Annotated in this window: 25 protein-coding genes and 1 riboswitch; of the genes, 7 read left to right on the top strand and 18 right to left on the bottom strand. The window is 31.9% G+C overall.

The window, feature by feature from the left end; translation table 11 throughout:
• Nucleotides 1–144: 144 nt before the first annotated feature.
• From IAI10_RS11755 to cysK, 13 genes are all read right to left on the bottom strand, one after another.
• A complete protein-coding gene (locus tag IAI10_RS11755) occupies nucleotides 145–2,001 on the bottom strand; it encodes an LTA synthase family protein (RefSeq protein WP_315673458.1) in 1,857 nt (618 codons plus the stop codon).
• Nucleotides 2,002–2,058: 57 nt separating this feature from the next.
• A complete protein-coding gene (locus IAI10_RS11750) occupies nucleotides 2,059–3,570 on the bottom strand; it encodes a LexA family transcriptional regulator (RefSeq protein WP_315673457.1) in 1,512 nt (503 codons plus the stop codon).
• 459 nt (nucleotides 3,571–4,029) lie between these two features.
• Complete coding sequence (locus IAI10_RS11745; RefSeq protein ID WP_315673456.1) at nucleotides 4,030–4,761, bottom strand: amino acid ABC transporter ATP-binding protein; 732 nt, start codon at nucleotides 4,759–4,761, stop codon at nucleotides 4,030–4,032.
• 16 nt (nucleotides 4,762–4,777) lie between these two features.
• On the bottom strand, nucleotides 4,778–5,422 hold the full coding sequence (locus tag IAI10_RS11740) for an amino acid ABC transporter permease (RefSeq protein WP_315673455.1): 645 nt from the start codon (nucleotides 5,420–5,422) through the stop codon (nucleotides 4,778–4,780).
• A 192-nt stretch (nucleotides 5,423–5,614) separates the two neighbouring features.
• The gene (locus tag IAI10_RS11735) at nucleotides 5,615–6,403 is read right to left on the bottom strand and encodes an ABC transporter substrate-binding protein (protein WP_315673454.1); all 789 of its coding nucleotides are present in this window, start codon (nucleotides 6,401–6,403) and stop codon (nucleotides 5,615–5,617) included.
• 176 nt (nucleotides 6,404–6,579) lie between these two features.
• The gene (locus IAI10_RS11730) at nucleotides 6,580–7,929 is read right to left on the bottom strand and encodes a citrate/2-methylcitrate synthase (protein ID WP_315673453.1); all 1,350 of its coding nucleotides are present in this window, start codon (nucleotides 7,927–7,929) and stop codon (nucleotides 6,580–6,582) included.
• 171 nt (nucleotides 7,930–8,100) lie between these two features.
• On the bottom strand, nucleotides 8,101–8,658 hold the full coding sequence (locus IAI10_RS11725; RefSeq protein WP_315673452.1) for a GNAT family protein: 558 nt from the start codon (nucleotides 8,656–8,658) through the stop codon (nucleotides 8,101–8,103).
• Nucleotides 8,659–8,690: 32 nt separating this feature from the next.
• Nucleotides 8,691–9,587 carry a DUF2156 domain-containing protein gene (locus IAI10_RS11720; RefSeq protein ID WP_315673451.1) on the bottom strand — a complete coding sequence of 299 codons (897 nt, stop codon included), beginning with the start codon at nucleotides 9,585–9,587 and terminating at the stop codon, nucleotides 8,691–8,693.
• 234 nt (nucleotides 9,588–9,821) lie between these two features.
• Nucleotides 9,822–10,346, bottom strand: a complete 525-nt coding sequence (locus tag IAI10_RS11715; protein WP_315673450.1) for a sigma-70 family RNA polymerase sigma factor — start codon at nucleotides 10,344–10,346, stop codon at nucleotides 9,822–9,824.
• A gap of 264 nt (nucleotides 10,347–10,610) precedes the next feature.
• On the bottom strand, nucleotides 10,611–11,816 hold the full coding sequence (locus IAI10_RS11710) for a DNA polymerase IV (RefSeq protein ID WP_315673449.1): 1,206 nt from the start codon (nucleotides 11,814–11,816) through the stop codon (nucleotides 10,611–10,613).
• A 159-nt stretch (nucleotides 11,817–11,975) separates the two neighbouring features.
• Entirely contained in the window at nucleotides 11,976–13,121 is a 1,146-nt protein-coding gene (thiI, locus tag IAI10_RS11705) for a tRNA uracil 4-sulfurtransferase ThiI (protein ID WP_315673448.1), read from the bottom strand.
• 1 nt (nucleotide 13,122) lies between these two features.
• Nucleotides 13,123–14,256 (bottom strand): cysteine desulfurase family protein, encoded by a 1,134-nt coding sequence (locus IAI10_RS11700; protein ID WP_315673447.1) that lies wholly within the window; start codon nucleotides 14,254–14,256, stop codon nucleotides 13,123–13,125.
• A 176-nt stretch (nucleotides 14,257–14,432) separates the two neighbouring features.
• Complete coding sequence (cysK, locus tag IAI10_RS11695; protein ID WP_315673446.1) at nucleotides 14,433–15,368, bottom strand: cysteine synthase A; 936 nt, start codon at nucleotides 15,366–15,368, stop codon at nucleotides 14,433–14,435.
• Nucleotides 15,369–15,650: 282 nt separating this feature from the next.
• Nucleotides 15,651–15,747: riboswitch (SAM riboswitch) on the top strand.
• Between the two features lie 95 nt (nucleotides 15,748–15,842).
• Here cysK and metA point away from each other — a divergent pair.
• Together metA and IAI10_RS11685 are read left to right on the top strand one after the other, a co-directional pair.
• Nucleotides 15,843–16,751: a homoserine O-succinyltransferase gene (metA, locus tag IAI10_RS11690; protein WP_315673445.1), complete on the top strand. Its 909-nt coding sequence runs from the start codon at nucleotides 15,843–15,845 to the stop codon at nucleotides 16,749–16,751.
• Nucleotides 16,752–16,840: 89 nt separating this feature from the next.
• On the top strand, nucleotides 16,841–17,287 hold the full coding sequence (locus tag IAI10_RS11685) for an Rrf2 family transcriptional regulator (RefSeq protein ID WP_315673444.1): 447 nt from the start codon (nucleotides 16,841–16,843) through the stop codon (nucleotides 17,285–17,287).
• 81 nt (nucleotides 17,288–17,368) lie between these two features.
• Here the strand turns inward: IAI10_RS11685 and IAI10_RS11680 are convergent, their stop codons facing one another.
• Nucleotides 17,369–18,289 (bottom strand): patatin-like phospholipase family protein, encoded by a 921-nt coding sequence (locus IAI10_RS11680; RefSeq protein WP_315673443.1) that lies wholly within the window; start codon nucleotides 18,287–18,289, stop codon nucleotides 17,369–17,371.
• Between the two features lie 172 nt (nucleotides 18,290–18,461).
• Between IAI10_RS11680 and IAI10_RS11675 the strand changes: the two genes are divergently transcribed.
• The 3 genes from IAI10_RS11675 to IAI10_RS11665 all read left to right on the top strand — a co-directional run bounded on the left by IAI10_RS11675 (nucleotide 18,462) and on the right by IAI10_RS11665 (nucleotide 21,266).
• Entirely contained in the window at nucleotides 18,462–19,523 is a 1,062-nt protein-coding gene (locus tag IAI10_RS11675; RefSeq protein WP_315673442.1) for an iron-containing alcohol dehydrogenase family protein, read from the top strand.
• Nucleotides 19,524–19,630: 107 nt separating this feature from the next.
• Nucleotides 19,631–20,203, top strand: a complete 573-nt coding sequence (locus tag IAI10_RS11670) for a manganese efflux pump MntP family protein (protein WP_315673441.1) — start codon at nucleotides 19,631–19,633, stop codon at nucleotides 20,201–20,203.
• A 43-nt stretch (nucleotides 20,204–20,246) separates the two neighbouring features.
• A complete protein-coding gene (locus tag IAI10_RS11665) occupies nucleotides 20,247–21,266 on the top strand; it encodes a hypothetical protein (RefSeq protein ID WP_315673440.1) in 1,020 nt (339 codons plus the stop codon).
• A gap of 53 nt (nucleotides 21,267–21,319) precedes the next feature.
• Here IAI10_RS11665 and IAI10_RS11660 read toward each other — a convergent pair whose 3' ends face one another.
• Nucleotides 21,320–21,547, bottom strand: coding sequence for a glutaredoxin family protein (locus tag IAI10_RS11660; RefSeq protein ID WP_315673439.1), 228 nt, complete (start codon nucleotides 21,545–21,547; stop codon nucleotides 21,320–21,322).
• Between the two features lie 154 nt (nucleotides 21,548–21,701).
• Here IAI10_RS11660 and rluF point away from each other — a divergent pair, with 154 nt between their 5' ends.
• A complete protein-coding gene (gene rluF, locus IAI10_RS11655; protein WP_315673438.1) occupies nucleotides 21,702–22,475 on the top strand; it encodes a 23S rRNA pseudouridine(2604) synthase RluF in 774 nt (257 codons plus the stop codon).
• 101 nt (nucleotides 22,476–22,576) lie between these two features.
• Here rluF and IAI10_RS11650 read toward each other — a convergent pair whose 3' ends face one another.
• Together IAI10_RS11650 and IAI10_RS11645 are read right to left on the bottom strand one after the other, a co-directional pair.
• Nucleotides 22,577–23,518, bottom strand: a complete 942-nt coding sequence (locus IAI10_RS11650; RefSeq protein WP_315673437.1) for a polysaccharide deacetylase family protein — start codon at nucleotides 23,516–23,518, stop codon at nucleotides 22,577–22,579.
• Nucleotides 23,519–23,576: 58 nt separating this feature from the next.
• The gene (locus IAI10_RS11645; protein ID WP_315673436.1) at nucleotides 23,577–24,188 is read right to left on the bottom strand and encodes a class D sortase; all 612 of its coding nucleotides are present in this window, start codon (nucleotides 24,186–24,188) and stop codon (nucleotides 23,577–23,579) included.
• 833 nt (nucleotides 24,189–25,021) lie between these two features.
• On the opposite strand from IAI10_RS11645, the gene ispF reads away from it, so the two are divergent.
• On the top strand, nucleotides 25,022–25,504 hold the full coding sequence (gene ispF, locus IAI10_RS11640; RefSeq protein WP_315673435.1) for a 2-C-methyl-D-erythritol 2,4-cyclodiphosphate synthase: 483 nt from the start codon (nucleotides 25,022–25,024) through the stop codon (nucleotides 25,502–25,504).
• Between the two features lie 171 nt (nucleotides 25,505–25,675).
• Here ispF and IAI10_RS11635 read toward each other — a convergent pair whose 3' ends face one another.
• On the bottom strand, nucleotides 25,676–26,209 hold the full coding sequence (locus IAI10_RS11635) for a hypothetical protein (RefSeq protein WP_315673434.1): 534 nt from the start codon (nucleotides 26,207–26,209) through the stop codon (nucleotides 25,676–25,678).
• Nucleotides 26,210–26,262 lie beyond the last annotated feature (53 nt).

Raw genomic sequence — 26,262 nt, 5'->3', positions numbered from 1 at the left:
TTTACTTTTATGTATCTATATTACAGGCTGTGGAGCTTAATATAAACAATTATCGTTCGTATTTTTCCTTCACATTAATACACATAACGACAAAAAACGCAGAAGCTTATTCACCTCTGCGTTTTTTATTCAAATTCTTCTTTATTACTTTTTATTAAAATAATCCGTCCTTATTATCTTATCTGCGATATCAAAAGCCTGATCTAAATGATCAATATCCTTTTGATTTAAATTATCTTTGCCAAGGATTGTTCCATTGGATAATATTGCATAGCTTTTATTTGTATTTAGAAGGTTTCTTCCCATGGTGGTGTTTTCATATAAACTTTTATCCATACCAAAAGCATAAGCTAGGGTCGGCATTATATCTATCTGTCCACCTATGGTCTTTATTTCTTCTCCCTTCATTCCCTTGCTGTATAGGATTAATGGAATTCTCCAGCCATCACCCCACCAGCTTTCTTTATTTTTCATATTGGCCACTTCATCTCCATAGTATTTATGAATGCTGGTGTGGTCACCATAAATTGCTATAACCGTATTATCAAGGAGTCCTTTTTGATCCAAGGAATTTATGAAATTTCCTATCTGCTCATCAGTATAGTGGAAATCCTGGAAGTATCCCCCCATATGTGTGCTGTCAAAGTCCTTTGGTAAGTTCATGCTTTTCATATCTGCTCTTGGCTCAAAGGGCATGTGTGAGGTACTAGTTACAGCAAAAGCATAAAATGGCTTTTTAGCATTTGCTATCATATCTGCTGTCTGAGTTAAAAAGCTTTTATCTGTAAGTCCCATGTAGTAAATATCCTTTTGAGGAAAGGATTCTAAGCCTGTAAATTTATTAAAGCCGAAATTTATCAAAGCATTTCCTACATTCCAATAATATCCGAAGTCTGAGTGGAAAGCTTCTGTGTAATATCCCATGCTTTCAAATAATTTTGGGAAAGTATTATATTGGTTGCCAGGAAATCTAAAAAATGTACTTCCTCTTCTTACTGGATATACAGATGCATTGGTCATTAAATCTGCATCAGAGCTTGTACCATTATTCACCTGTTCATTATAATTTGAAAAATATATGCTGTTTTTTAGCATTTTATTTAAATTAGGAGTAATCTCCTGATTGTCATAGCTTTGATTTAATATAAAGCTTTCTAAGGATTCCACCTGTATTACTATAAGATTTTTTCCTTTAAAGATACCTTTGTACTGATTATTAGGAAGCTCTTCATTTTTATAGTCTAGCCAGTTCTGTATATCTTTTTTCTCGGAAGAACTTAGCTGATAGGGTCTATGGTCATCTATAAATGCCGCTGTATCATAAACATGATAGCCTAGAGGTGATAGATTTCTCATAGTGGCGAAAGGAATCCATTGGGTCTTAAACAGCATTGGTCCATCATAATTATTTCCGTGGAAATCATATATTGCATGGAAAAATAATATGATTACCAATGAAAAGGAAAACACTAGTGAAAACACTCCCTTGCGTTTTTCCATGGTCTTATATCTTTTGTTAAATATTATAGCTAATATCACAACAACTACATTATCCAGTATAAAAACTAAATCTATTGGTCTTGCCATAGAAAGCACACCACTGGAAAGATTATTTAAATTTTGAGTCTCGCTTAGCATGTGAAGACTTAAAAAGGAGTTAAAGCCTCTGAAATTCCAAAGGTCTCCCACTAAAATTACTGAATATACCATATTTATGGCTACTAATAACCATAGCCTCGTCCTTTTTTTAAATAAAAACACAAAGCTCATAAGCAGCAGTGCAAATAATATATAAATATATGAATTAATTAGTGAATAAGTATCCAGCTGAAAGCTTAATTTTGAAGCTCCTGAGCTCTTTATTAAATTCATAAATATTTCATTTTTCAAATAGATGATAATAAATACTATCACTGCCATTTTATCGCTTAAAATATAAGCTATTTTATCCTTGATGCTGAACTTTTTCTTAATATCCGCTTCTATGCCGTGATTAAACAATTCATGCCCCCCTCGATAATTTAAAAAACGGATATTTAAAATATCCGAATTAGTTAATTAATTTTTGCGCTTTATTATACCATACGCAACACCGAGAATAATGGCTTGCTTATTTGTAATGGAAATAGGTTCATATTTTTCGTTTTCTGGCATTAATAGCACTTCTTTATTCCCTAAATTCAATCTTTTCAAGGTGGCACTTCCATCAATATCCACCGCAACAATGTCTCTATCTGCAGCACTATTTTGTCTCTTTATGATTACATAGTCACCATTTTCTATGCCAGCCCCTATCATACTGTCTCCTCTTACCTTAAGCATGAAGCAGTTCTTCATACTCTTTATCCAATAGCTTGGTAAGCAAAAGGTATCCTGAAGATCTGGATTTATAGTAATAGGCTCTCCTGCTGCAATGTTGCTATATACAGGCAAAACCGTAAGCTCATCTTTTGAGCATACAAAGTCATCCTGTCCGTCCTTTAATATCAATTCATTGAAATTAGATGTATCTCTTGAAAATTCTATATTTCTTCTATATCTTATATCTGTAAAGGAGTATTCCTCCATATAATTCGATTTTTTATTTCCAATTGCTGAAAATCTATCAATGCTTTTTTCACTTACAAGCTTATGTAAGGATGCAGCAGATTGTTTCTTTAAATAGAAAACTCTAGGATTTTCATTAAATTGAAGCTCCTTTAGCTTTCTTCCTTTTACTATCCAAGCTCCATTAGAAGTATCCAGCTTATGATCAACCATAAGCATCATGCTAGAATAGGCTTTCTGTATATTAAGTGCTATTAATATATCCAGTTGAAGCTTTGTCAGAACATGAGCATCGTCAACTAGAGTATGAGTGTAATATGCTAAATTACCTTCTACAATTTCTTTAAGTACTATTTTTTCTTTTTCAATCTGATCTACTTTTTTGTTATTTTTCAAAAAATCAGCATAAAGTTTGTATATATGAAAGACAGCTTTTCTTGCTGTAGAATTCTTAGATAATTTAACCGGAAAACTACTGTCTAAATATTTTCTTCCTGCTCGTTTACAGCTTTGGTATTCATCCTCGCTATTAAAGCTGCAGGATCTTATCCAATCGATTTCCTCACATATAAACTTGTAATTTTTATTTTTGATAAATTTTATTCTATTATAGTTCTTATATATGCTGCAGGCTGTTTCTACGCACTGAGCTATAATACTTTCCTTTTCTTCAGATGTGAAAAAAGGCATATCTTTACTATCTTTAGACATAGCAAAATATTTATCTATGATATTTTCCATAGTTAAAAAATCTGGCATTTCACTGCTGACGCCAGAAAATAATGTATTATAATCATTTTCTTTTCGTGCTTCCACATATACATTTTTAGAATAAGCTAAGCTTTTATCATCTTTGCATATGATTAATATTTTTTCATGGTCATAAATGCAATAATTATTTTTTAAATACAATGCTCTATAGGTGGCTATTGTACTTTTACCTGTTTCATTCTCACCTTTAACTAATGATAATCCGAAGGGCTTTGATAAAACGATTTTTTTTTCAGTTGCATCTAGATTCAAGTCTCCCCCAATTTACATTAACTCTATAAAACTTAACACTTTAATATTAAATTATAAAGCTAGTAAATCAGTCCCTCCCTTCAATGAAATACACAATAAAAATCATACCTAATTATATATATTAAAATATTATTTTCATGTTTAATTGATATGCTACTATATTATAACTCATTTCTACAGTATTTTTAATAGTTAATCATAATTTTGTTTACTTATATTAAATATTTATATTATGCTATATGAGCACCCCTATATATAGTTATATTTTATGGTAGTCATACCATATCTCGATATGCATTTACAAATTTATCAAATGTACATTTATAAGTTACAATTAAATCAACACTTTTTGTCATAATTAGCCAATTAATCAATATTGATTTAAAATAAGCCATTAAAAAAGATTATCTTAAATGCTAACAATCTGCATATAAGATAATCCTTTAGAGCATATCCAATTTAAAGAACTTTATTTAAAAATTCTTTTGTTCTTGCTTCTTTAGGGTTTGTGAATATATCTTCTGGTGTTCCCTGCTCTACTATCTTACCGCCATCCATGAATATTACTCTGTCAGCCACTTCTCTAGCAAAGCCCATTTCGTGTGTAACTACCACCATGGTCATTCCGTCATTAGCCAGCTGCTTCATAACATTCAAAACTTCCCCTACAAGTTCTGGATCTAATGCGGATGTAGGTTCATCAAAAAGCATGATATCTGGTTCCATAGCCAATGCTCTAGCTATAGCAACTCTTTGCTTCTGTCCACCAGAAAGCTTGGAAGGATATACATCACATTTATCCTTTAGACCAACCTTGTCCAAAAGTTTAACAGCTCTTTCCTCTACTACTTTTCTTTCTTCTTTTTTAACGGATATAGGTGCTTCCATAATATTCTTTAACACTGTCATATGCGGAAATAAATTAAAGTTCTGAAAAACCATTCCCATTTTTTCAATAGTTTTTCTTATTTCCTTCTTATGCATATCCTTAAGAGCTTTTCCCTCAACCACTACTTCTCCGCCGTCTGCTACTTCAATATGATTTAAGCATCTTAAAAATGTACTCTTACCTGAGCCTGATGGTCCTATTATTACTAACACTTCACCTTTTGCCACATTTATATTAAGATTTTCAAATACGGTTAAATCCCCATATTTTTTGCAAAGGTCCTTTGCTTCTACAATATACATCTTTAGCCCTCCTTTTCTAGTACACAGATAGCTTTTTCTCTGCTAAGGAGAAAATGCCATTGAACATGCTCGTAAGTATTAAATATATAACTGCTGCCATTATATAAGGTGTAAAATCAGCTCTTGCTGAAACCTGAAGACTTGCAGTTTTCATAAGCTCTTCTAAGGCTATTACGGAAACTAAGGAAGTATCCTTTAAAAGTCCTATAAATTGATTGCTTACGGATGGAATTATAACTCTTATAGTCTGAGGCAGTATTATCTTTCTCATAGTGGTGAAATATCCAAAGCCTAATGCCTTAGATGCTTCAAACTGACCCTTGTCCACAGATAATATTCCACCTCTTATTATTTCAGACATATAAGCTGCTGAATTTAAGCTTAAGCTTAAAATTGCTGCTTCCATGGTAGTCATCGTTATTCCTACAAAATAAAGACCAAAATAGAAAAAAGATATTTGAAGCAATAGAGGTGTTCCTCTAAATATCCAATTATAGATTGATGCTATCGAAGCTAAAATTTTATTGTTTGATATTCTCATTAAAGTTATAAATACTCCAAGTATGCTTCCTAATATTATTGAATATAAAGTAAGCTCTATAGTATAAACTGTACCTTTGAGCAGTAAAGGAAGCACTGCCTTTGCAATGTCAATACTCATACAATCGTCCCCCATATATAAATTAATATATTATTCCGTAAAAATTTGAACTAGCTGAGCAGGAATGTTTTAACATATACTGCTTTATAAAACATATCCAAGTTCAGTGTTAATCTAAACCGAAAATAAACCCCGTATGATTTTCAGTTCTTCACTTTAACCTTGAACTTGGATATACTACTTTATACTTACTTATTTATAAATATCGTAGCCAAACCATTTTTCAGAAAGCTTTGAAAGAGTTCCGTCAGCTTTTAAATCGCTAATTGCCTTATCGTATTCATCTCTAAGCTTTGTCTCTTCTGGTCTGAAAGCTACGGCTATGTCTTCTTTAGCTAAAACAAGCTTTGCCTTTTCATATTTAGTCGGGTCTTTGCTCACATAATAGTCACCAACCATTGGATCGGAAGCTACCACATCTACTCTGCCGCTTTGAAGATCAAGGAAAGCATCGGTCATAGCATCAAACTTCTTTACTTCCTTCATGCCGCTAAGCTTTGAAAGAGCATCTTCAGCTGTAGTTCCGGACTGACAGGCAACTACCTTACCCTTTAAATCATCCGTAGTAACTATTGATGGGCCGCCTTTTTTAACATATATAGTAGCTCCGCCAGTTACATAAGATTGTGTAAATATCATTTCCTTTTTTCTTTCATCAGTTACACTTACGCTAGAATGTATAACATCGAACTTTTTAGATTTAAGAGACATAAAAATTCCATCCCAAGATGTAGGTACAAATTCTGGAGTAGCTCCAAGCTTTTTAGCGACATCTGTAGCCATTTCTATATCAAATCCCACTAACTTATTAGATTCATCTTTAAATTCCATAGGAGGGTATGTAGGATCTATTCCTATAGTAATTTTTTTAGTTTTTTGAACCTTTTCTAAACTGTTAGCATACTGATCTTTCTTCGAACATCCTGCCATAATAGCAGTTCCTACGGTTAACACCATTAACAAGGATAATATTTTTTTCATGATAGACACCCCTTTTTATAGATTAGATACAAACCCCAGTATAATTATACATAAAAATTTATTTTTATAAATAACATTAGTATAATACTATACTTTTTTTATTTTAACAACATTTTTTTGTTTTTTCTCAACACCGCATATAAATTTTCAAACTTTTATCATTTTATCAATAAATCTTACCTATCATTGATATTTTTATATTTTTCTCTTCTGCTTACGTTCTTATATGCTGGTCTGATAATTTTAGGTTCACTAACCAGCTGTTCTATTCTGTGAGCGCACCATCCTGCCACTCTAGCCACAGCAAATATAGGAGTGTATACTTCTCTAGGTATATTAAGCATATCGTAAACAAAGCCTGAATAAAAATCCACATTAGCAGCTATAGATCTGTTTTGCCTCTCCTTAAATATTGAAATAGAAGTTTCTTCTATAGTCTTATATAAATTAAATTCTTCCAGTCTATTTTTTTCTTTTGCTAGAATTGCTGCCTTTTCCTTTAGAAGCTGAGCTCTAGGGTCAGATATAGTATATATGGCATGCCCCATACCATATATTAGTCCAGAACCGTCAAAGGAACCTTTGTCCAATATATCTTTAAGCACATTTTCTATTTGTGCTTTATTTCCCCAATCCTCTAATCTGCTTTTTATATAGTCCATCATAGCCATAACTTTTATATTAGCTCCACCATGCTTAGGACCCTTTAATGCTCCTACAGCAGCGGCAATGGCTGAATAAGTATCAGTTCCCGTGGAAGAAACCACATGAGTTGAAAAGGCGGAATTGTTACCTCCTCCATGCTCAGCATGTATAACTAGAGCTAAATCAAGTATCTCCGCTTCAATTGACGTATATTTGTTATCTGGTCTTATCATAAACAATATATTTTCAGCAGTAGACAATTCTTCCTGAGGAGAATGTATGAATAGGCTCTTATTATCATAATAATGGGCTTTAGCCTGATAAGCGTAGGCTACCATACTAGGAAACTGTGCTATAAGCTCAATGCTTTGCCTAAGAACATTTTTAACAGATACATCATCTGGATTCTTATCATAGGAATAGCTCACTAGTATACTTCTCATAAGCTTGTTCATTATATCATTGCTAGGTGCTTTAAGAATCATATCTTCTACAAAACCATAAGGCAATTTTCTATTCTTACCAAGAATTTCTTTAAACTCCTTCAATTCCTCAGCATTAGGAAGTACACCAAAAAGCAGCAAATAGCAAACTTCTTCATATCCAAATCTCTTCTCATTTTGGAAACCAGCTGCTATATCCTTAATGTCAATGCCTCTGTAGGTCAATTTTCCTTCTATAGGTATTTTTTCTCCTTCATCAATTATATAGCCATGAACATTTCCTATTTTGGTTAAGCCAACTAATACTCCTGTACCATTACTGTTTCTCAGCCCTCTTTTAACATTGTAGGCAGAATAGTATTCTTGATCTATAAAATTATTTTTTTCTGCCAAATCACTGTAGTATTTAATTTTTTCTAAATATAATTTATCTTCCATAAAATGCCCCCCAATAAAAAAATTCCCCAATATTTTAATAGACTTATTCTATCACACTAATTGGGGAATTAAAATATCAATTTTTACAATATTGAATATTTAACCTATTATCATTGCAACTTTTGCAGTAATAAATTGTTATTTTACAGAGTTTTATCACTTTTATGCAATCTATGAATTTTTTCTTGCATTTTGCTGCCATTCCGTCTTAAGAATGCCGTATAGATACATATCATATCTTTGGGAGTCCCTATAGATATATTCTCTATAGGTTCCTTCCTTTACAAATCCGCAGGCTTCATATAATTTTATAGCTCTTTCATTGTATTGGAGCACATTCAGTTGTATTTTATGAAGGTTTAGCTCGCTAAAGCCAAAATCTAAGAGCAAGGTTAGCGCCTCTTTAGCTAGTCCCTTACCATGAAAATCATATTCTCCTATTCCTATAAAAAGGAACGCTGAACCGCTGGCCCATACTATATCATCATAGCCTAATATTCCTATCAGCCTATGGTCTTCCTTCAGTCTTATGCCAAATATATATCTTTCATTACTCTTTTCAAATTCTTCAAGCATTTCAGATACTTCTTTTTTATTTTGGGTTACTGCTGGTATCATATCGTAATGCCTTAAAAACTCTACATTATTAAACCATCTGTTTACTACATCCAGATCTTCTTCTCTTAAGGCTTCCAGAATTACTTTGTCTCCTTTTAACAGACCTCTCATCTACATTTCAGCTCCTTTTAAAACACAGCTTTTTATAATATATTCACAATAAATTTCTTTTCTAGTTTTACTGGGTGATAAGAACTTTTAGCCTTTCTTAAGCCAACTACACCCAAGTCCTCTTCTCTATTCACACATTTTACATCCTTGTAATATGTTTCGAGAAAAGTTTTGTTTATAAATGCGTAAACACCTTTATAATTAAAATCACCTTTCTCAATGTGGATAATTACCATATCCTCATTCATTTTTTCTCCTATTGTAAAGCCAACCACTTTATCATCCACATATACAGCCATACCTTCTATATCTAAAGCATGCCTATTTTCAATTAAATCTATGGTACCATCTAGTTCATAATCCAGCTGAGCGGTAGAAGAATTTTTATTTTCATTCCAAAATTTATCAAATTCGATGCAATCTCTTGCAACTTTTTCATCCTTCATATCAGCTATCTTATAAGAATAAGTGGATACAAAGGTATTATAGTGATTTTTCTTGGAGTGGTACTTCTTACCAGATAAATTAATTAACTTTTCAGTGTCATATACATAATCAAAATTATCTATATCTTCCATGTATTCGACCTTGTCTCCATAAATATCCTTAAATTCTTCTACAAAATCTTCTTCCACATCTCTAAATAAATTTTGCATATCATAGGACTTACTCTTATATTCTTTTAACTTTTCCACTATTTCCGGCAATTTTTCTTTATCGCAGCCTACTGGCACCATAAAGTATTCGCCTTTGCCAACCTGCTGCTTTTTTATTATAAGTACATCATCAACTATTGCATATTCTACATTGCACATATTTCTCCAGAGATATAAAGTAGTAAAGGAATATTCATAAGTCTTAAATTTATGCTTTGCCACATATTTATCTATAATATCTTTATCTTCTATTTTTATTTTTTTAAATAACATATTAATCATCCTTCCATGGGCGCATAGACATCTGCATTTTCATTCTATCACAAAAACTATGAGTATTTAATAGATTATATTTGAAAAACACTACTATAACACAATTTAATTTTAAGCAATATAATAAAAAATGCAACATATTTATACAGAAATATTTATCTCCATATAATATGTTGCACTCTCATTATTCAGTATTGCTGCATATATTCTGAATTTATCTGCTGTTTTTTTTATTTAACAGCAAATTTTTTCTTCTTCCGGAAGCATATCATGCAGCTTTTTTATAGTTCTGGAAACCCTGCATTTAACAGCATTTTCTGTCAAATTCATTCTTTGGCCTATCTCTTTAAACTTCATGCCGTAATAAAATCTCATTATAAGCATTTTTCTTACATCCTCAGGAAGAAGCATTATCAAACTTTTTATGGAAGAGAATTGATCTTTTATTATTATATCCTCATATCCGCATTCATCTACGCCTTCTAGGAATATTTCCTCGCAAGGCTCTTCTTTATAAGATTTTCTATAATAATCGATCAGTGTATTTCGTGCTATTGTTATGAGCCATTTACCGCTTTTTTGAACATCATTTATCTTATCTCTATGCCTATATACTTTTATGAACACCTCGGAAGTTAAATCTTCCACCTTCCACTGATCCTTTATTGACATATAAATATAATTATATACTACTCTATTATATTCACTATACAATTGTTCAAACAATCTATCCTGTACCTTATCCATTACCAACTGCATTTATTTTTCCTCCCAAAAATTATTTATTTTATCTCCGCAAAATATGTAAATATTTCTCTGTGCATTTTCAATATTAAATGCTAAAAATATTAACCATTTGTCTAAGTCAGACAAACAAATAAAATATAAATAAATATCTTGTATAATTGCTATACTATAATTTTAAATCAGAAGAAAAAATAAGTTGTTACAAAATGGATACAATACACCTACAAATGTATTACACAATTCTTAAGTTTTTATTAAGAAAGATTACAAAATTAATTAGAGCTTTTTATTTAAGAGACTCGATCTCACTAATGAATCACTCCCATACTTTGATCTTATTTCATCTATTGTCTTATCTAGCTTCTGCTTTCTTTCCATTTTATCATCATCAAAAAAAGATAATTGACTTATTTTTGAAGTGGATAAACCTGAGACGCTTATCCCTATGTACCTTAAGGGTTCCCCCTTCCATAATCCTTGAAATAAATTAAAAATTTCTTTTATAATGTCCTGAGTGCAGTCTGTTTTATATTTTAATTTTTTCTGTTTTGAAGCTACTATAAACATATCATTTTTTAGAGATATCTGTACAACATCTGCAAATTTTTCAGCTTCTCTAAGCCTTTTTCCTACGCTTTCACATAGAGAAATTATTACTTTACGAGCATTTTCTGTATCTTTTATATCTACAGCTAAGGTTGTAGAATTTCCTATACTTTTTATATCTGAGGGCTCCTGAGGAGTCACCTTTGAATTATCTATGCCATTAGCATAATTCCAAAGAAGATTCCCATAGCTTTTAAACTTTCTTCTCAATATGTCTATATCATAGCTGGCTAAATCTCCTATTTTATAGATACCTATAGCTTTCAATTTAGGAACAGTGGCTCTTCCAACCATGAATAATTCTTCTATGGGCAGCTTCCACATTTTTTCCTCTATTTCATCTGGGAAAAGTGTATTTAACTTATCCGGCTTTTTTAGTTCCGATGCCATCTTTGCCAACAGCTTATTAGTTGAAACGCCAACATTTACTGTAAAACCCAATTCCTTTTTTATTCTTTCTTTCAAAGCATATGCCACTTTTAGAGGTTCTCTATAAGTTTTTCTCATACCTGTGATATCAAGAAAGCATTCATCTATAGAATATTGCTCTATGACAGGTGTGTATTCCTTTAATATTTCCATCATTTCATTACTGAATTTTCTATATAGCTTATGATCCGGCGGCACTAAATAAAGCTGAGGACATTTTTGTCTTGCGGTATATATTGATTCACCGGTAGTTACATTATACTTTTTAGCTGAAGTAGACTTTGCCAGAATTATTCCATGACGAGTTGATTCATCTCCTCCTACAGCGGAAGGAATATTCCTTATATCAATTTTCTCACCTTTTTTCAGCATATCCACAGCGCTCCAGGAAAGGAAAGCTGAATTTACATCAACATGAAATATAATTCGGTCATATAATTTCTCCATAAACATACATCCCCATAATAAAAATTCATATATCATAAATATTATATACGAACATATATTCTAGCGCAATGTATTTTTATTTACACTTAAGATATTTAAAGCGGAATAAAAAATCCTAGGAACTTTTAATTTAGCCTTAGGGTTTTTTCATTTTACGATTTATAATTCGTATACTTCCATATTTTTTATAGCATCATCCACTAATTGATCTATCTCCAATACACTCTCAGAAGACTTAATTATATCAAGTCTTGGTTTAGTCTTAGGATGCTTTGGAACAAATATAGTACAGCAATCCTCGTAAGGCAGTATGGAAGTATCATAGGTGCCTATCTTTCTTGAAATATCCATTATATCTGTCTTATCAGTAGCTATCAATGGTCTGAATACAGGTCTATCTGCTACATCCGTACTAACTATGAGTCCTTCCATGGTCTGGCTTGCCACCTGGCCTATGCTTTCTCCAGTGGTTATGGAATCTATCTTTAATTGATCTGCAAGCTTGCAGGCTACCCTCATCATAAACCTTCTCATTATTATGGTAAGTTCATTTTCAGGACATTTATCTATTATGGACATCTGTATATCTGTAAAAGGTACCACATAAAGATTCACATTTCCTGTATAGCTCTTGAGTATTTTAGCAAGATCTTTAACCTTTTCCTTAGCTCTTTCGCTGGTGTAGGGATGACTGTGATAATATACGCAGTTTAAGGTAACGCCTCTTCTAGCCATCATGTAACCAGCAACAGGGGAATCTATACCTCCTGAAAGCATGAGCATAGTGCTTCCGTTCATGCCATAAGGAAGTCCACCTTCACCTTTTATTCTTTTAGAATAAACATAAGCTTTTCCTCTTACTTCCACATTTACCACACATTCAGGGTTGTGTATGTCAACCTTCAATCCTTCTACATTCCTAAGTATTTGCCCTCCCACATAGGCTGCCAATTCCATTGAATTTTTAGGGAAGCTCTTGTCCGCTCTTTTTCCTTCAACCTTAAAGGTGGAAGCACTACTTTCTCTCGCTTCTATGATAGCCTGCTCTGAAATAGCCTCCAAAGTAGGTTCCACTTCTGTAACTATGGATACTTCTGCTACTCCGAAGACCCTCTTTACCTTTTCAAGAGTTTCTTCTAAATTTTCGCCGTATATGAACCATCTGCCCTGGTCATTTAAGAATTCATATTTAACACCTTCAAGCACTTTGCTTATATTGTCCTTTAATTTTGCTTCAAATTTTCCTCTGTTAAGTCCCTTTAAAAATATTTCTGAAGCGTATTTTATCAATAAAAGTTTTCTCATATTATCTTCTCCTCAAAAATTTCATACTTTCCTTAAGCTTAGCAATGGTATAATCAACTTCCTCTGCAGTATTAAATTCACTGAAGCTGAATCTTATAGTACCTTTTACCGCTGCATCCTTTAATCCTATAGCCTTAAGCACATGACTATCCTTTGTATCCTTAGATGAGCAAGCTGACCCCGTTGACACATATATATCACCTTCTTCAAGGAGATGAAGCAGCACTTCGGATCTAACTCCCGGAAAAGATACACTTAATATGTAGGGTGAAAACTCCGGCTTAGCAGAGCTGTTTATCAATATATTATCTACACTTCCTAAGCTTTCTATAAAATATTCTTTTAATTTAAGAACCTTACTAAAATTATTCTCTAAGTTAGAATACATTATAGAAGCAGCTTTGGCAAGTCCTGCTGCACCTGCTACATTTTCTGTTCCTGACCTTAAGTTTTTTTCTTGTCCACCGCCATGGATCAACGCTTTAGGCACAAGACCTTTTCTTAAGAATGCAAAGCCTATTCCTCTAGGTCCATGTATCTTATGTCCGCTCACAGAAAGCATATCTATATTGCTCTTTTTCACATCTATTTTATATTTTCCATAGCTTTGAACTGCATCCACATGAAATTTAATTCTTCCGCTGGATTCTTTTATTACTTTTCCTATACTCTCTATATCCTGAACAGAACCTATCTCATTATTAACATGCATTACGCTTACTAATCTGGTATCCTTGTTGATAGCCTCTTTAAGTTCTTCCATGGATATTCTTCCATTATTATCTACATTTAAATAAGTAACCTTAACTCCCTGCTCTTCTAGAGCCTTAAAAGTATTCAGCACACTAGGATGTTCTATGCTTGTAGTTATAGCGTGATTACCTGGAGTCAAAAATCCTTTTATTAAAAAATTATTATTTTCGCTTCCTCCAGAGGTAAATATTATTTCCTCTTTAAGGGCATTTATAGTCTTAGCTAATATTTCTTTACTGTCATTGAGTTTCTTTTCAGCTATAAGTCCTAATTTATGAGCTGAAGAAGGATTGCCAAAATTGTTTTTCATAACATCTATAATTTCTTCAACTACCTCATCATAAGGCATAGTGGTAGCACTATTATCAAAGTAAACTTGCACAATATCACTTCCCATTAATATTTGAATTTATCATTTCAACTCATACATTATATTATATATAACCAGAGAGTTTCAACCTTAACCAAAACTTTGCTTCTTTACAAAATATAAAGCTGTATCAACATAGAGCATCTATATTGATACAGCTTTATAAAAATTATATTAAATCACAAGAATTATTCTTCGCTAAATAGAGGAGTTGAAAGATATCTTTCACCAGTATCAGGTAAAAGAACTACTATTGTCTTTCCTGCATTTTCTTCCTTCTGAGCTAAAACTGTAGCAGCATGAAGTGCAGCTCCTGAAGATATTCCTACTAATAATCCTTCAGCCTTTGAAAGATCTCTAGCAGCAGCAAAAGCTTCCTCATTCTTTACAGGGAATATTTCATCAATTAATTTTGCATCAAATACATCTGGTACAAAACCTGCTCCTATACCTTGAATTTTATGTGGGCCTGGTTTTCCTCCTGAAAGTACTGGTGAATCTGCTGGTTCTACAGCAACAGCTTTTATGCTGGCTTTATTTTCCTTTAATCCTGAAGCAACTCCTGTTACAGTTCCGCCTGTACCTACTCCAGCCACAAATATGTCTACATTTCCATCGGTATCATTCCATATTTCTTGAGCAGTTGTTTTCTTGTGTATCGCTGGGTTTGCTGGATTTGCAAACTGCTGTGGTATGAATGAATGCGGTGTTTCTGCAGCTAAATCCTTAGCTTTCTGAATAGCGCCTTTCATTCCTTCTGAACCTGGTGTAAGCACAAGCTGTGCTCCTAGAGCCTTAAGAAGATTTCTTCTTTCAATACTCATAGTTTCTGGCATGGTTAATATTATTTTATATCCCTTTGCTGCAGCAACAAAAGCAAGTCCTATACCTGTGTTACCGCTAGTTGGCTCTATTATTACGCTTTCACTATTCAATAGTCCTTTTTCTTCAGCATCCTGAATCATGGCAAAAGCTATTCTATCTTTTACTGAGCTTAAAGGATTAAAATATTCCAATTTAGCTACTATCTTAGCTTTTACTCCCTTTTTAGCATTGTAATTAGTAAGTTCTAATAATGGGGTATTTCCTATAAGGTCTGTTAAACTTTTTGCTATTTTACTCATTTTTATTCCTCCACACCTAAAATATTTTATTTTAACTTATCCTATTGGTTTACTCGGTTTTTTTATCAACAATATTCTTTATATATTTCAGTATATATATTCTTCCTAGTATTGTCAATAAAAAATATATGTTTTATAAGAATATCTTCCGCATTTATTTATGCCAAAACCTCGTAAAAGCATTGACAAGGCAATAGGTATATAGTAACATACAGTTAATGCAATAAAAATTTAATACTATTAATGTAGGAATTGCTTAAAATCTTATAAGCATATCTCCTGCGTCTATCACGAGAGGTGGAGGGACTGGCCCTATGAAACCCGGCAACCTGTTAAAACAAGGTGCCAAATCCAACAGCATTAAGCTGGAAGATAGAAGAATTTGATTGATGGCTCTTCTATTTTTGAAGAGTTTTTTTATTTGGGATTATGTATTGAACATATCCTAATTTGTTTGTAAAGGAGTCTTAATATATGCCTATAAAAATACCTGCTGATTTACCAGCTAAAGAAATATTAACTAACGAAAATATATTTGTTATGGATGAAGATAGAGCTTATCATCAAGATATACGTCCTTTGAAGATAGCCATATTAAATCTTATGCCTACTAAATCTGTTACTGAAACTCAGCTTTTAAGACTGCTTGGGAATACTCCTCTTCAAGTGGAAATTACCCTAGTACATCCTGAAAGTTATGTTTCTAAAAATACCTCTGAAGAATACCTGATATCCTTTTATAATACTTTTAGTGAAATTAAAGATAAAAAATTTGATGGTATGGTAATCACAGGGGCTCCCGTGGAGCAGATGGAATTTGAAGAAGTGGATTATTGGAAAGAGCTCACAGAAATAATGGATTGGACCAAAACAAATGTTACCTCAACCTTTCACATCTGCTGGGGAGCTCAGGCTGGTCTATATCACCACTATAAAATAAACAAGCATCCTGTAGATAAAAAAATATTTGGAGTCTTCTCTCACAAGGTAAAATATAGCGCTGCAAATCTTTTAAAGGGCTTTGATGATGAGTTTTTAGCTCCTCATTCCAGACATACTACAATTTACAAAGAAGATATCCTAGCTGTTCCAGACTTAAAGATACTTACTGAGTCTGATGAGATAGGTGTGCATATAGTAGCTTCCAAGGAAGGAAAACAAATATTTGTAATGGGACATTCAGAATATGATCCTTTAACTTTAAAGTGGGAATATGACAGAGATGTACAAAAAGGATTGGCTATTGATATTCCTAAAAATTATTATCCAAATGATGATCCTTCAAAGGAGCCTAGAGTACTGTGGAGGGGGCATGCTAATTTGCTTTTTTCAAATTGGCTTAACTATTATGTATACCAGGAAACCCCTTACCTATTAGATTAGTGTATTAAGCACTTATTGACTATTCTCCATCACTTGTAGTAATATTTATTTAATAAACATATAGGAATACAAGGATGGTGCGTACACTTATGAAGATTTCAACAAAAGGCAGGTACGGACTTAGAGCTATGGTTGATATAGCTTTAAATTCTGCTGGTGACTATATACCTTTAAAAGTCATAGCTGAAAGGCAAGGAATTTCAGAAAATTATCTTGAGCAAGTATTTTCTACTTTAAGAAAATCTGATTTAGTGAAGAGTATTCGAGGATCACAAGGAGGATATTCTTTATCTAAACCTGCTTCAAAGACCACTGTAGGAGAAGTCTTAAGAGCTCTAGAGGGAGAACTCACAATAACTAGTGACGATTCTGCTGCTCCAGGATTTAACAAAAGCGTTGAAGACTGCATAAAGCTTAAGGTATGGCAGCAAGTTAACAAATCTATTAATGACGTTGTAGATTCAATAACTTTAGAGGACATTGTAGACCAATACAAAAAGCTTAATGACGATTATGTTTTAGACTTCACAATATAAAAAGCGGATTTACCGCTTTTTTTATTGTGCTCTGTTTTAAATCAGAGTTAATTTTTTGTTGATTTAAAACAGAGCAATTTATCATCTGTATCTTTTAATATATTCTTGAAAATCCCAATTTGATATAAATTTTTTAGCGGCATCATAGCCTGATAGATATAAGTCCTCAGCCTTACTTTCAGATATATTAAAATCAGTAGTTTTCACCCCTAAGGTTGGTAAATCGATGGTTCTAACTCTATTTTTATCATCAAGATATACATTTTCATTTCTATCTAGAACTGTACTTATGATGTCTAGTGAATATTGCACCAAATTATTTTTTCCTTGAGAACTGTAGCTTCTATTATTCTCCAGTAATCTAAAGCCAAAGGTTGGCCATCTAGGTTTCCTATCTACATCGAATATCCATACAGGAAAATTGCTTAAAAGTCCTCCATCCACCAGTACACTTTTCCCTGTTGAAGTATTGAGTGTATGAGGCTTAAAGAAAAACGGAATGGAGATACTCATAGTCACCGCATCCACTATATCCATTTCCATAGGATCTTCTCCGTAGTTAACTATATCATCTGGCAAAATTACTATAGTTCTCTTAGTTATATCCGAAACTATTATCTTAAGCTTAGATTTCCCATTTACACTGACATTTTTGAATTTTTCTTTTCCTTTTTCCTTAAAAAGCTGTTTTAACCACTGATTTATGCCTGAGGTTTCATATATTCCTTTATATCTTACTAAATTATATATATTTCTTATATCTATAATTCTGCTTTCTTTACTGCCTAGAAGCTTATTAAAGTTCGTATCTTTAAGTATCTGTTTAAGTTCTTTCCCTGTATAGCCCACGGATAGAAGAGAAGCCACCAATGCTCCTGCTGAAGCTCCTGCTACTCTATTGAATTCATACCCATTTTCTTCTAAGGCTGCTATTGCTCCAGTGAAAGCTATACCCTTTATACCTCCTCCTTCAAATATAGCGTCTAATTTCAATTTATTCACCTCCAAATTATATTTTTATTATGAATTGTAAATAAGTCCCACTATATACTATTATTTTACCTCAAATAAGTAACTATTTGATTAAATTTATTTGTGCTATAATATATTTATTATTGGCTAATGTTTTAAAGTAATGTTGATAAAGGTTTAGAGCTGAAAGGAAGTGCTGTTTATGAAAGCTAATTCTCATAGAATTTCTATCCCCACAATACTTAATGTAGGAAAAGGTAATTTAGAAAATTTAGGGGATTTAATCAATGAAAGCGGATTTAAAAATGTAGCCCTATATTTCGGAGAAGGGCTTTACGAACTTTTTGGTGATATTGTAATGAACTCTATGGAGAAAAATAATATAAATACCGTACTTAACAAGGAAGTAGAAGATATAAACATAGATAAAATAGTAACCTTGGCTTTTAATATTCCTCAAAATATAGATGCCATCTTAGGAATAGGCGGTGGTAAAGCCCTAGATGTTGCAAAATATATATCCTTTTTAAAAAAGCTTCCCTTCATAAGCGTGCCTACATCTACCTCTAATGACGGTTTTTCAAGTTCTGGTGCCTCCCTTTTAGTAAATGGTAAGAGAACTTCCGTGCCTGCTAAAATGCCCTATGGAATAATAGTTGACATTGACATTATAAAAAGTGCTCCAGAAAAATTTATATATTCAGGTATAGGAGATTTGGTTTCTAAAATAACGGCCCTTTATGACTGGCAATTTGAAGAATCCTACGGAAGAGCTGAAGTAGATGATTTTGCAGTTATGATATCTAAAAAGGCTGTGAATAGCTTTGTTAGAACAAACTTTAATAGTATAAAAGACGATTTATTTTTAAAAGAATTAGTAGATTCTCTTACCATGAGCGGCATCTCTATGGAGATTTCCGGAGATAGTGCTCCTTCCAGCGGAAGTGAACACCTTATTTCTCACGCTTTAGATAAAATATGTGATAAGCCTCAGCTTCATGGAATACAGGTTGGAATTGCTACCTATATCATGAGCAAGGTTCAAAATCACAGATATGAAAGAATAACATCAATTTTTAAAGCCACAGGATTTTTCGAATATGTAAAAAAATTAAATATAAAAAAATCGGACTTTGAAGCTGCTATAAATCTAGCCCCCTCCATTAAGCCTCACCGCTATACTTTTATACACATAGACGAATATAGGAAGAAAGCAATAGCTCTTTTATATGAGGATGAAATACTTAATGACATTTTGGTGTAAGACTATGTTTTAAAAGAATGTTGATAAGCGCTTTGGATTCAGCTTGAAATATAACTAAATTTATAATATAATATTGGATGTTTATTTTAACTTTGGAGGAAAAACATATGGATTTAATTTCTACTCTATTTATAGGCGTGGCACTCTCTATGGACGCCTTTGCTGTTTCTATATCTAAAGGAATGTCTGTTGGAAAAAATAAATTTGCCAATGCTTTTAAAATAGGAATTTTCTTTGGTTTATTTCAGGCCTTGATGCCGCTTATAGGTTATGTTGCCGGCTCTCGCTTCAGCGCATACATATCTAAATATTCCGATTGGATAGCTTTTATACTGCTCTCTGCTTTGGGGATAAAGATGTTATATGATTGCATATCTGATCCTAATCTACAATGCAGCACTGGAATAGAAATAATAGGCACTAAAACACTATTACTGCTGTCAATTGCTACTAGCATAGATGCTCTTATCATTGGACTAAGTTACGCTTTTCTTCCTTCTAGTTCAATAATAGCATCTTCTTCCATCATAGGTATTACCACATTTGTAATATCTTTTGCAGGAGTACTTTTAGGAAAAAAATTCTGCTCCGTATTTCAGAAAAAATCAGAAATACTCGGAGGTGTAATATTAATATTAATAGGTGTAAAAATACTTTTGTCTCATTTCAATGTTATTTAAAAAAGAATTCTAAAATTTTATAAATTATCAAGGAGGGATAGCTGTGGATTTAAGATATTTAATGCTAAAAGGCCGATATAGATTTTCAGAAAGCAGAAAAACACCTTTATATGATATATCAGATATTGGAATTTATAAAAAAGAAATAGCTTTACTTATTAAAGAATTAACATTATATGAAATATCCCTTCAAAGCTTAGCTAATAAAAAAATTAAATTAATATTAAAAAACGAATTTTTAGACATAGCTGTAATTTGTGCCGAGGATAATGAATTATCAGATTACATAAATGTTCATTGTTCATTGCCTATAAAAAAGCTATGCAGCCTTACTAAAAAGCCTTCTCACTACTTTGAAAAATGGGGAGTATTTATATTACTTTTCTATGTGCTTTTAAAAAATAATTCTTATCCGAAACTAATATCTTATTTAAATATACAAAAAAATATGAATTTTATGGAGGATGCCACTGCTGCAGATTATCAAGATGAGAATGAACAGGAGGATAATAAAACTTTTTCAGGTATTGTTATTAAGAAGAAAAGAAATCTAAGCTATATCATCACTGCTCATGGAGATATAAATTCAATAAATCCTTCACAGGAAGCAGAAGTTGGTGAAATCGCCACTGGTAAATTAAAAAATGATAGAAATATTAGTTCTGTAATAGTCAAAGCTGCATTATTTATGATAGCTATATCCTTAGCTACTACCTTTTATTTATTTGAAAATAAAACAATGACCATTACCCTAGACTCAGCTTTCTCAGTTCAATTGCAAATAAATCGCTGGAATAAGGTTATAAAAGTTGTACCTTTAAATTCCAAAGGAGATCAATTGAAAGCTTCTCTTAAGCTTACCAATATGCTTTATGATGATGCAATAAAAGAAATTCTTGAAAAAGCTAATAATTCAAAAATTATTACTAAGGATTCAAATGTAATGATTTATATATCTCAAAACACCGAAAATGTTTCTAATTCCTTGAAGGCTACTAAAAAATATATAGATGAAAGTAAATTAAGTGTCATTATTAATAATAATGGCAGTGAGGTAAATTAAAAAAGTGGACTACCCTTTTATATATGCGGCTAGTCCACTTTTTAATATATATTCTATGCATCTAAAGCTTTATCTATTGCTTTCATGTCGAAACCCTGAATTACTTCTTCATTAATTTTTACTACAGGAACACTCATAAAGCCAAGCTCTATTAGCTCCTTCCTATACTCAGAAGTTTTCACGTTTCTCTCTTCATAATTCATTCCTTTTTGCGATAAATAGCCTTTGACTGCCATGCAATAAGGGCATGAATCAGATGTATATACCACTATATTTTTCATATATTTGCCTCCAAACTGCTGTTATAATATACCTCTATGAGGTATATTATATATATTAACAATTAGTATTTCAATATAATTGTTTCCCATAAATGTTTATGTTAATATATAGAGATGATAATGAATCGGATAATTTTACACGAGGTGAATTTACTTGGATAGTAAAAACGTAATAAACCATAATGAAATAAATAATTCTATAAGAATAAATAAATTTATAAGCGAAAGCGGTTTTTGTTCAAGAAGAGAAGCTGATAGACTAATAGAAGCTAAAAGAGTGACCATTAACGGAAACTTAGCTGTCCAAGGAACAAAAGTATCTAAAAATGATGTGGTTTGTGTTGACGGCAAAAGCATAGCACCAAAAGATGACTTTATTTACATTGCCTTTAACAAACCAAGAGGTATAACTTGTACTACTGATACAAATATAAAAGACAATATAGTGGATTATATAAATTATCCAATAAGAATATTCCATATAGGAAGGCTTGATAAAGATTCTGAAGGACTCATTTTTATGACTAACGATGGTGATATAGTTAATAAAATATTAAGATCCGGCAATAATCATGAAAAAGAATATATTGTTACTGTAGATAAACCAATAAACGAGCACTTCATTCACTCTATGGAAAACGGAGTGAGAATATTGGGTACTATTACTAAGCACTGCAAAGTAAAGAAGGAAGCTTCAAATGTATTTAGAATAACCCTTACTCAAGGGTTAAACAGACAAATAAGAAGGATGTGCGAGGCTCTAGGGTACACTGTTAAAAAATTAGTGCGCATAAGAATAATGAATGTAACTCTAGGCAATTTAAGGATAGGTGAGTGGCGATATCTTTCAAATAAAGAATTAAAAGAAATAAATTTTTTAATTTCCGACTCTATAAAAACTGAGGAAGCTTCTAAACCTTCTCATTAATTTATTCTGATATACTAAAAACTGCTTTAAACCAGTGTAAAATCAGCACTGATTTAAAGCGGTCTTATTAGTTGGAAAGGTTATATTTTAAAATGTTGATATTATTCATAGTTAGCATTTGATAATCTATATTTAAATACATCTATGCTTTTAGCTGCATTTACATACACTCTATTCAGTGTAAGCAGTCCATTCTTTTTATTTGACCAAGGTCCATCTGTGGTAAAAGCCAATTTATAGCCAGCTTCAGTGGCAGCTTTTACTGTATACTGACTATGATTTCCGTAGGGATAAGCCACAAAATCCTCAGACTTTCCCGTGAGTTTTTCCATAAATTCTTTGGATTCTTTCAGCTCTTTAAGCTGATCCACATATTTCAAATCTGTAAGATGAGGATGAGATAAAGTATGAGGTTCCATATCTAATCCATAATTATTCATTTCTTTTATCTGATCAGAAGATAAATACTCTGTGCTTTTATCTACCATATTGGTTATGACAAATACAGTAGCTGTAAAATTAAATTTCTTAAGTATTGGAAATGCATTAACATAATTATTTTCATATCCATCATCTAGGGTTATTACCACAGACTTTTCTGGAACAGGTTTATTATTCGCAAAAAAATCGTATAGCTGATTCATTGTTAAAGTCGTATATCCATTGTTTTTTAGGTATTGCATCTGCTCCTCAAATTTTTCTTTAGGCACATACATTTCATTAGGTTGTCCTGTTTTTGGATCAATTAATGTATCTACACAGTGATACATTAACACAGGTATGCTTTTGTCATTATAAACCAAAGTTTTGTTTTTAAAGTCAGCTTCATTACTAAAAACTGGTTCAACTTTAACTTTATCAGATTCATTGTTTACAGCAGCTTTATTAGGGCTAGCAACGGAATTTACCTGTTTTGCATCTTTTACAAAGCCCTTACTCTGATTTTTGTCATTATGGTATCTAACTATAACTATTGCCGCTAAAGAAACTACTACTAAGAAAATAAAAACAGCAATAATAATTTTTTTTTTCTTGTTTATCATATTTACTTCCTCTCCGTATACTGTTTGAAATTAAACGTCTAATGTAACTAAGTTATAATTACGCTTTAAGTCTTCCTTTTATTATCAGTCTGTGAGTTGCTATTCTTATTGGAGTACATGTAACTAGTGTTATTGTAGAATCGCTAGTAGGATCTAGTACAGAAACTTCAGTAGGTTCTACAACTTTCGTTTCATAAACCACATAAGTAAACTCTCCCTTTTGGGTTCTAACTTTAATTTGATCTCCAACTTTTATTTCATCAGCTCTATTCAAATATTCATTATACGTATAACTTCTATGTCCTGCAACACAGAAATTACCTTTCTGACCAGGCTGCCCGGTTCCTGGAAAATGACCTAAAGCATATTTTAATACATCATTTGAAACCCCTTCTGCCACCGCAACGGTTAAATCAATTTTGGGTATCTCCATTATGGCTATAGCCTTTGGATTTAAGTCGCCAGGCTTAGATGCATTCAACGAATCACCAGAGCTATCTTTAGATTTAGCATCACTGTTTGGATTAGTGTCAATTTGCTGAAGCGTTTTTTGAAAGTCGTTTATCATCTGCTTTTGGACATTGTAGGCCGTGTATTTCATATAACCAACCCACCCTAAAATACCTATACCTATTAATATTAGTATTATTCCAAAAATTCTTTTTTTCATACACCTTATGCTGCTAAATTTGGTAACATAATCGATTGTTAACTGCAGACTAAATTAATGCCTGCGCTAATTACTCTATAGCAGCTCTCTCCCCCCTCTTTTTATTTACGGTAAATTTTTAGGTGTCATAGTTTACTTATCCATCACCTATTTAACACAACTCTAGAAATAATATCTATTTTGTATTATATCATATATAATGGAATTTCTGATTAAATGTTAATAAAACTATTTTTAAAAATTTTTATAAAATTCTTAACATTTGGCTGATTTTGTGTTATTATTTACTTAGAAGATGATAATTCAAAATCTAAAGGTTTACATATAGTTGTGAATTATGTTTAGCTCCTAAAACTTTACCTTTTAGGTAATTTTACAGCTATAAATCCAATTCTATATAAATCGGAGGAAGTGGTTAACATGAATGGTAAAGTTATATATGTGGATTTTTCATCTAAGAAAAAACTTAAACGTATGAATTTCTTTAGATCAATTGCAAATAGTATAAAGCGATTATTTTCTTATAAGCATCTATCTAAACGAGATAATGTATATGGATATAATTTCAAAAAAACGATGTAATACACTACTTCTCAAAATAAATTTCACAGAATAGGAATTATCTAATAAGCTCTAGCAAAGCTATGCAGATGATTCCTATTTTGTTATATCTCCTATTTAGTTAAAATACTTTATATAACTTTACAAAATTTAAGCAAAGTGCTAAATTAAAAGCATGTCTATTTATAGAATTACTTTTAAGATGTATTATACGAAAGAATAATACTCTAATATCAATAGGACTTATATCGATAGCGAAAGGAGTTATATTAATGAGAATTGGTATTGGATATGATGTTCACCGATTAGTAGAAAATAGGAAGCTTATCATTGGCGGTGTTGAAATTAATTATGAAAAAGGATTATTAGGACATTCGGATGCAGATGTATTACTTCATGCAATAATGGATTCTATCCTTGGGGCTGCTGCCTTAGGCGATATAGGAAAGCATTTTCCGGATTCGGATATAGCTTATAAAGGTATCTCTAGCATAGAGCTTCTATCAAAGGTATCTAAGCTTGTTAATGAAAGCGGATACTACATTGTAAACATCGACTCAACAATAGTAGCTCAGATGCCTAAAATGTCACCTCATATATATTCCATGAGAGAAAATATAGCAAAGGCATTAAACATAGATATTAACCAAATAAATGTAAAAGCCACCACAGAAGAAGGCCTTGGTTTTACAGGTAATGGCCAAGGCATATCCGCTCAAAGTATAGCTTTATTGAATGAAAATGCTATGCTTTAAAAGAATGTTGATATAGGATTTGATCGATCTGAAACTCCAAAGATAATATCAACATTTTAAAACATAGACTTACGAACTAAAGGAATGTTTTAAATCAGTGTAAAAATTAACACTGATTTAAAACAGAACTTAAAATAAAGAGAGGATTTGCTAAAAGTCCTCTCTCTATTTTTATTGCTTTAGAAGTGAAAGCTTGTCTGCCTCATCTTTTATTTTATTCAATACACCTTGCGCATCATTTATTGTTTTCTTGCCAGAGTTTGATGTAGAAACAATAGAATCAGATATTGTAACTATATTATTAAGGTATCCTGCGTAAGTATTATTAAAATCGTTAAGTCTCTTGGTATGTTTAAATTGATTAAATTCATTTTGATAAGTATGCAAATTAGCGTTCTCTTGCTTAAAAACATTTATAGATGTATTATCTAAACTAGCCTTTCCAAGCTGATCTTTTATATTAGATACGGAAGTATTTATTTTCCCCGTAAGATCAGCAACATCTTTTCCATACCCTATGTTAGTTTTATATGCTGATATCTCATCTATAGGTGAAACTCCATAGACTAAAACATCTACAGCAAATATACCTATTATAATAACAAGTATAAATATGACTAACTTTAATGCTTTTTTTATTATAGATATTATAAGAAAAACTGCAAGTATAGCTACTGCTATAATTATTAATAAACTTTTATCCACTATAACTCCCCACCTCTGCAATTTTATTAATGATATATATTATATATTATATT

Origin of the sequence: Clostridium sp. 19966 (assembly GCF_032335695.1) — a bacterium.
GTDB lineage: Bacteria > Bacillota > Clostridia > Clostridiales > Clostridiaceae > JACTOJ01.
Note: the sequence above shows the minus strand (reverse complement) of the source record. Positions and strands in the feature narration are given on the sequence as shown.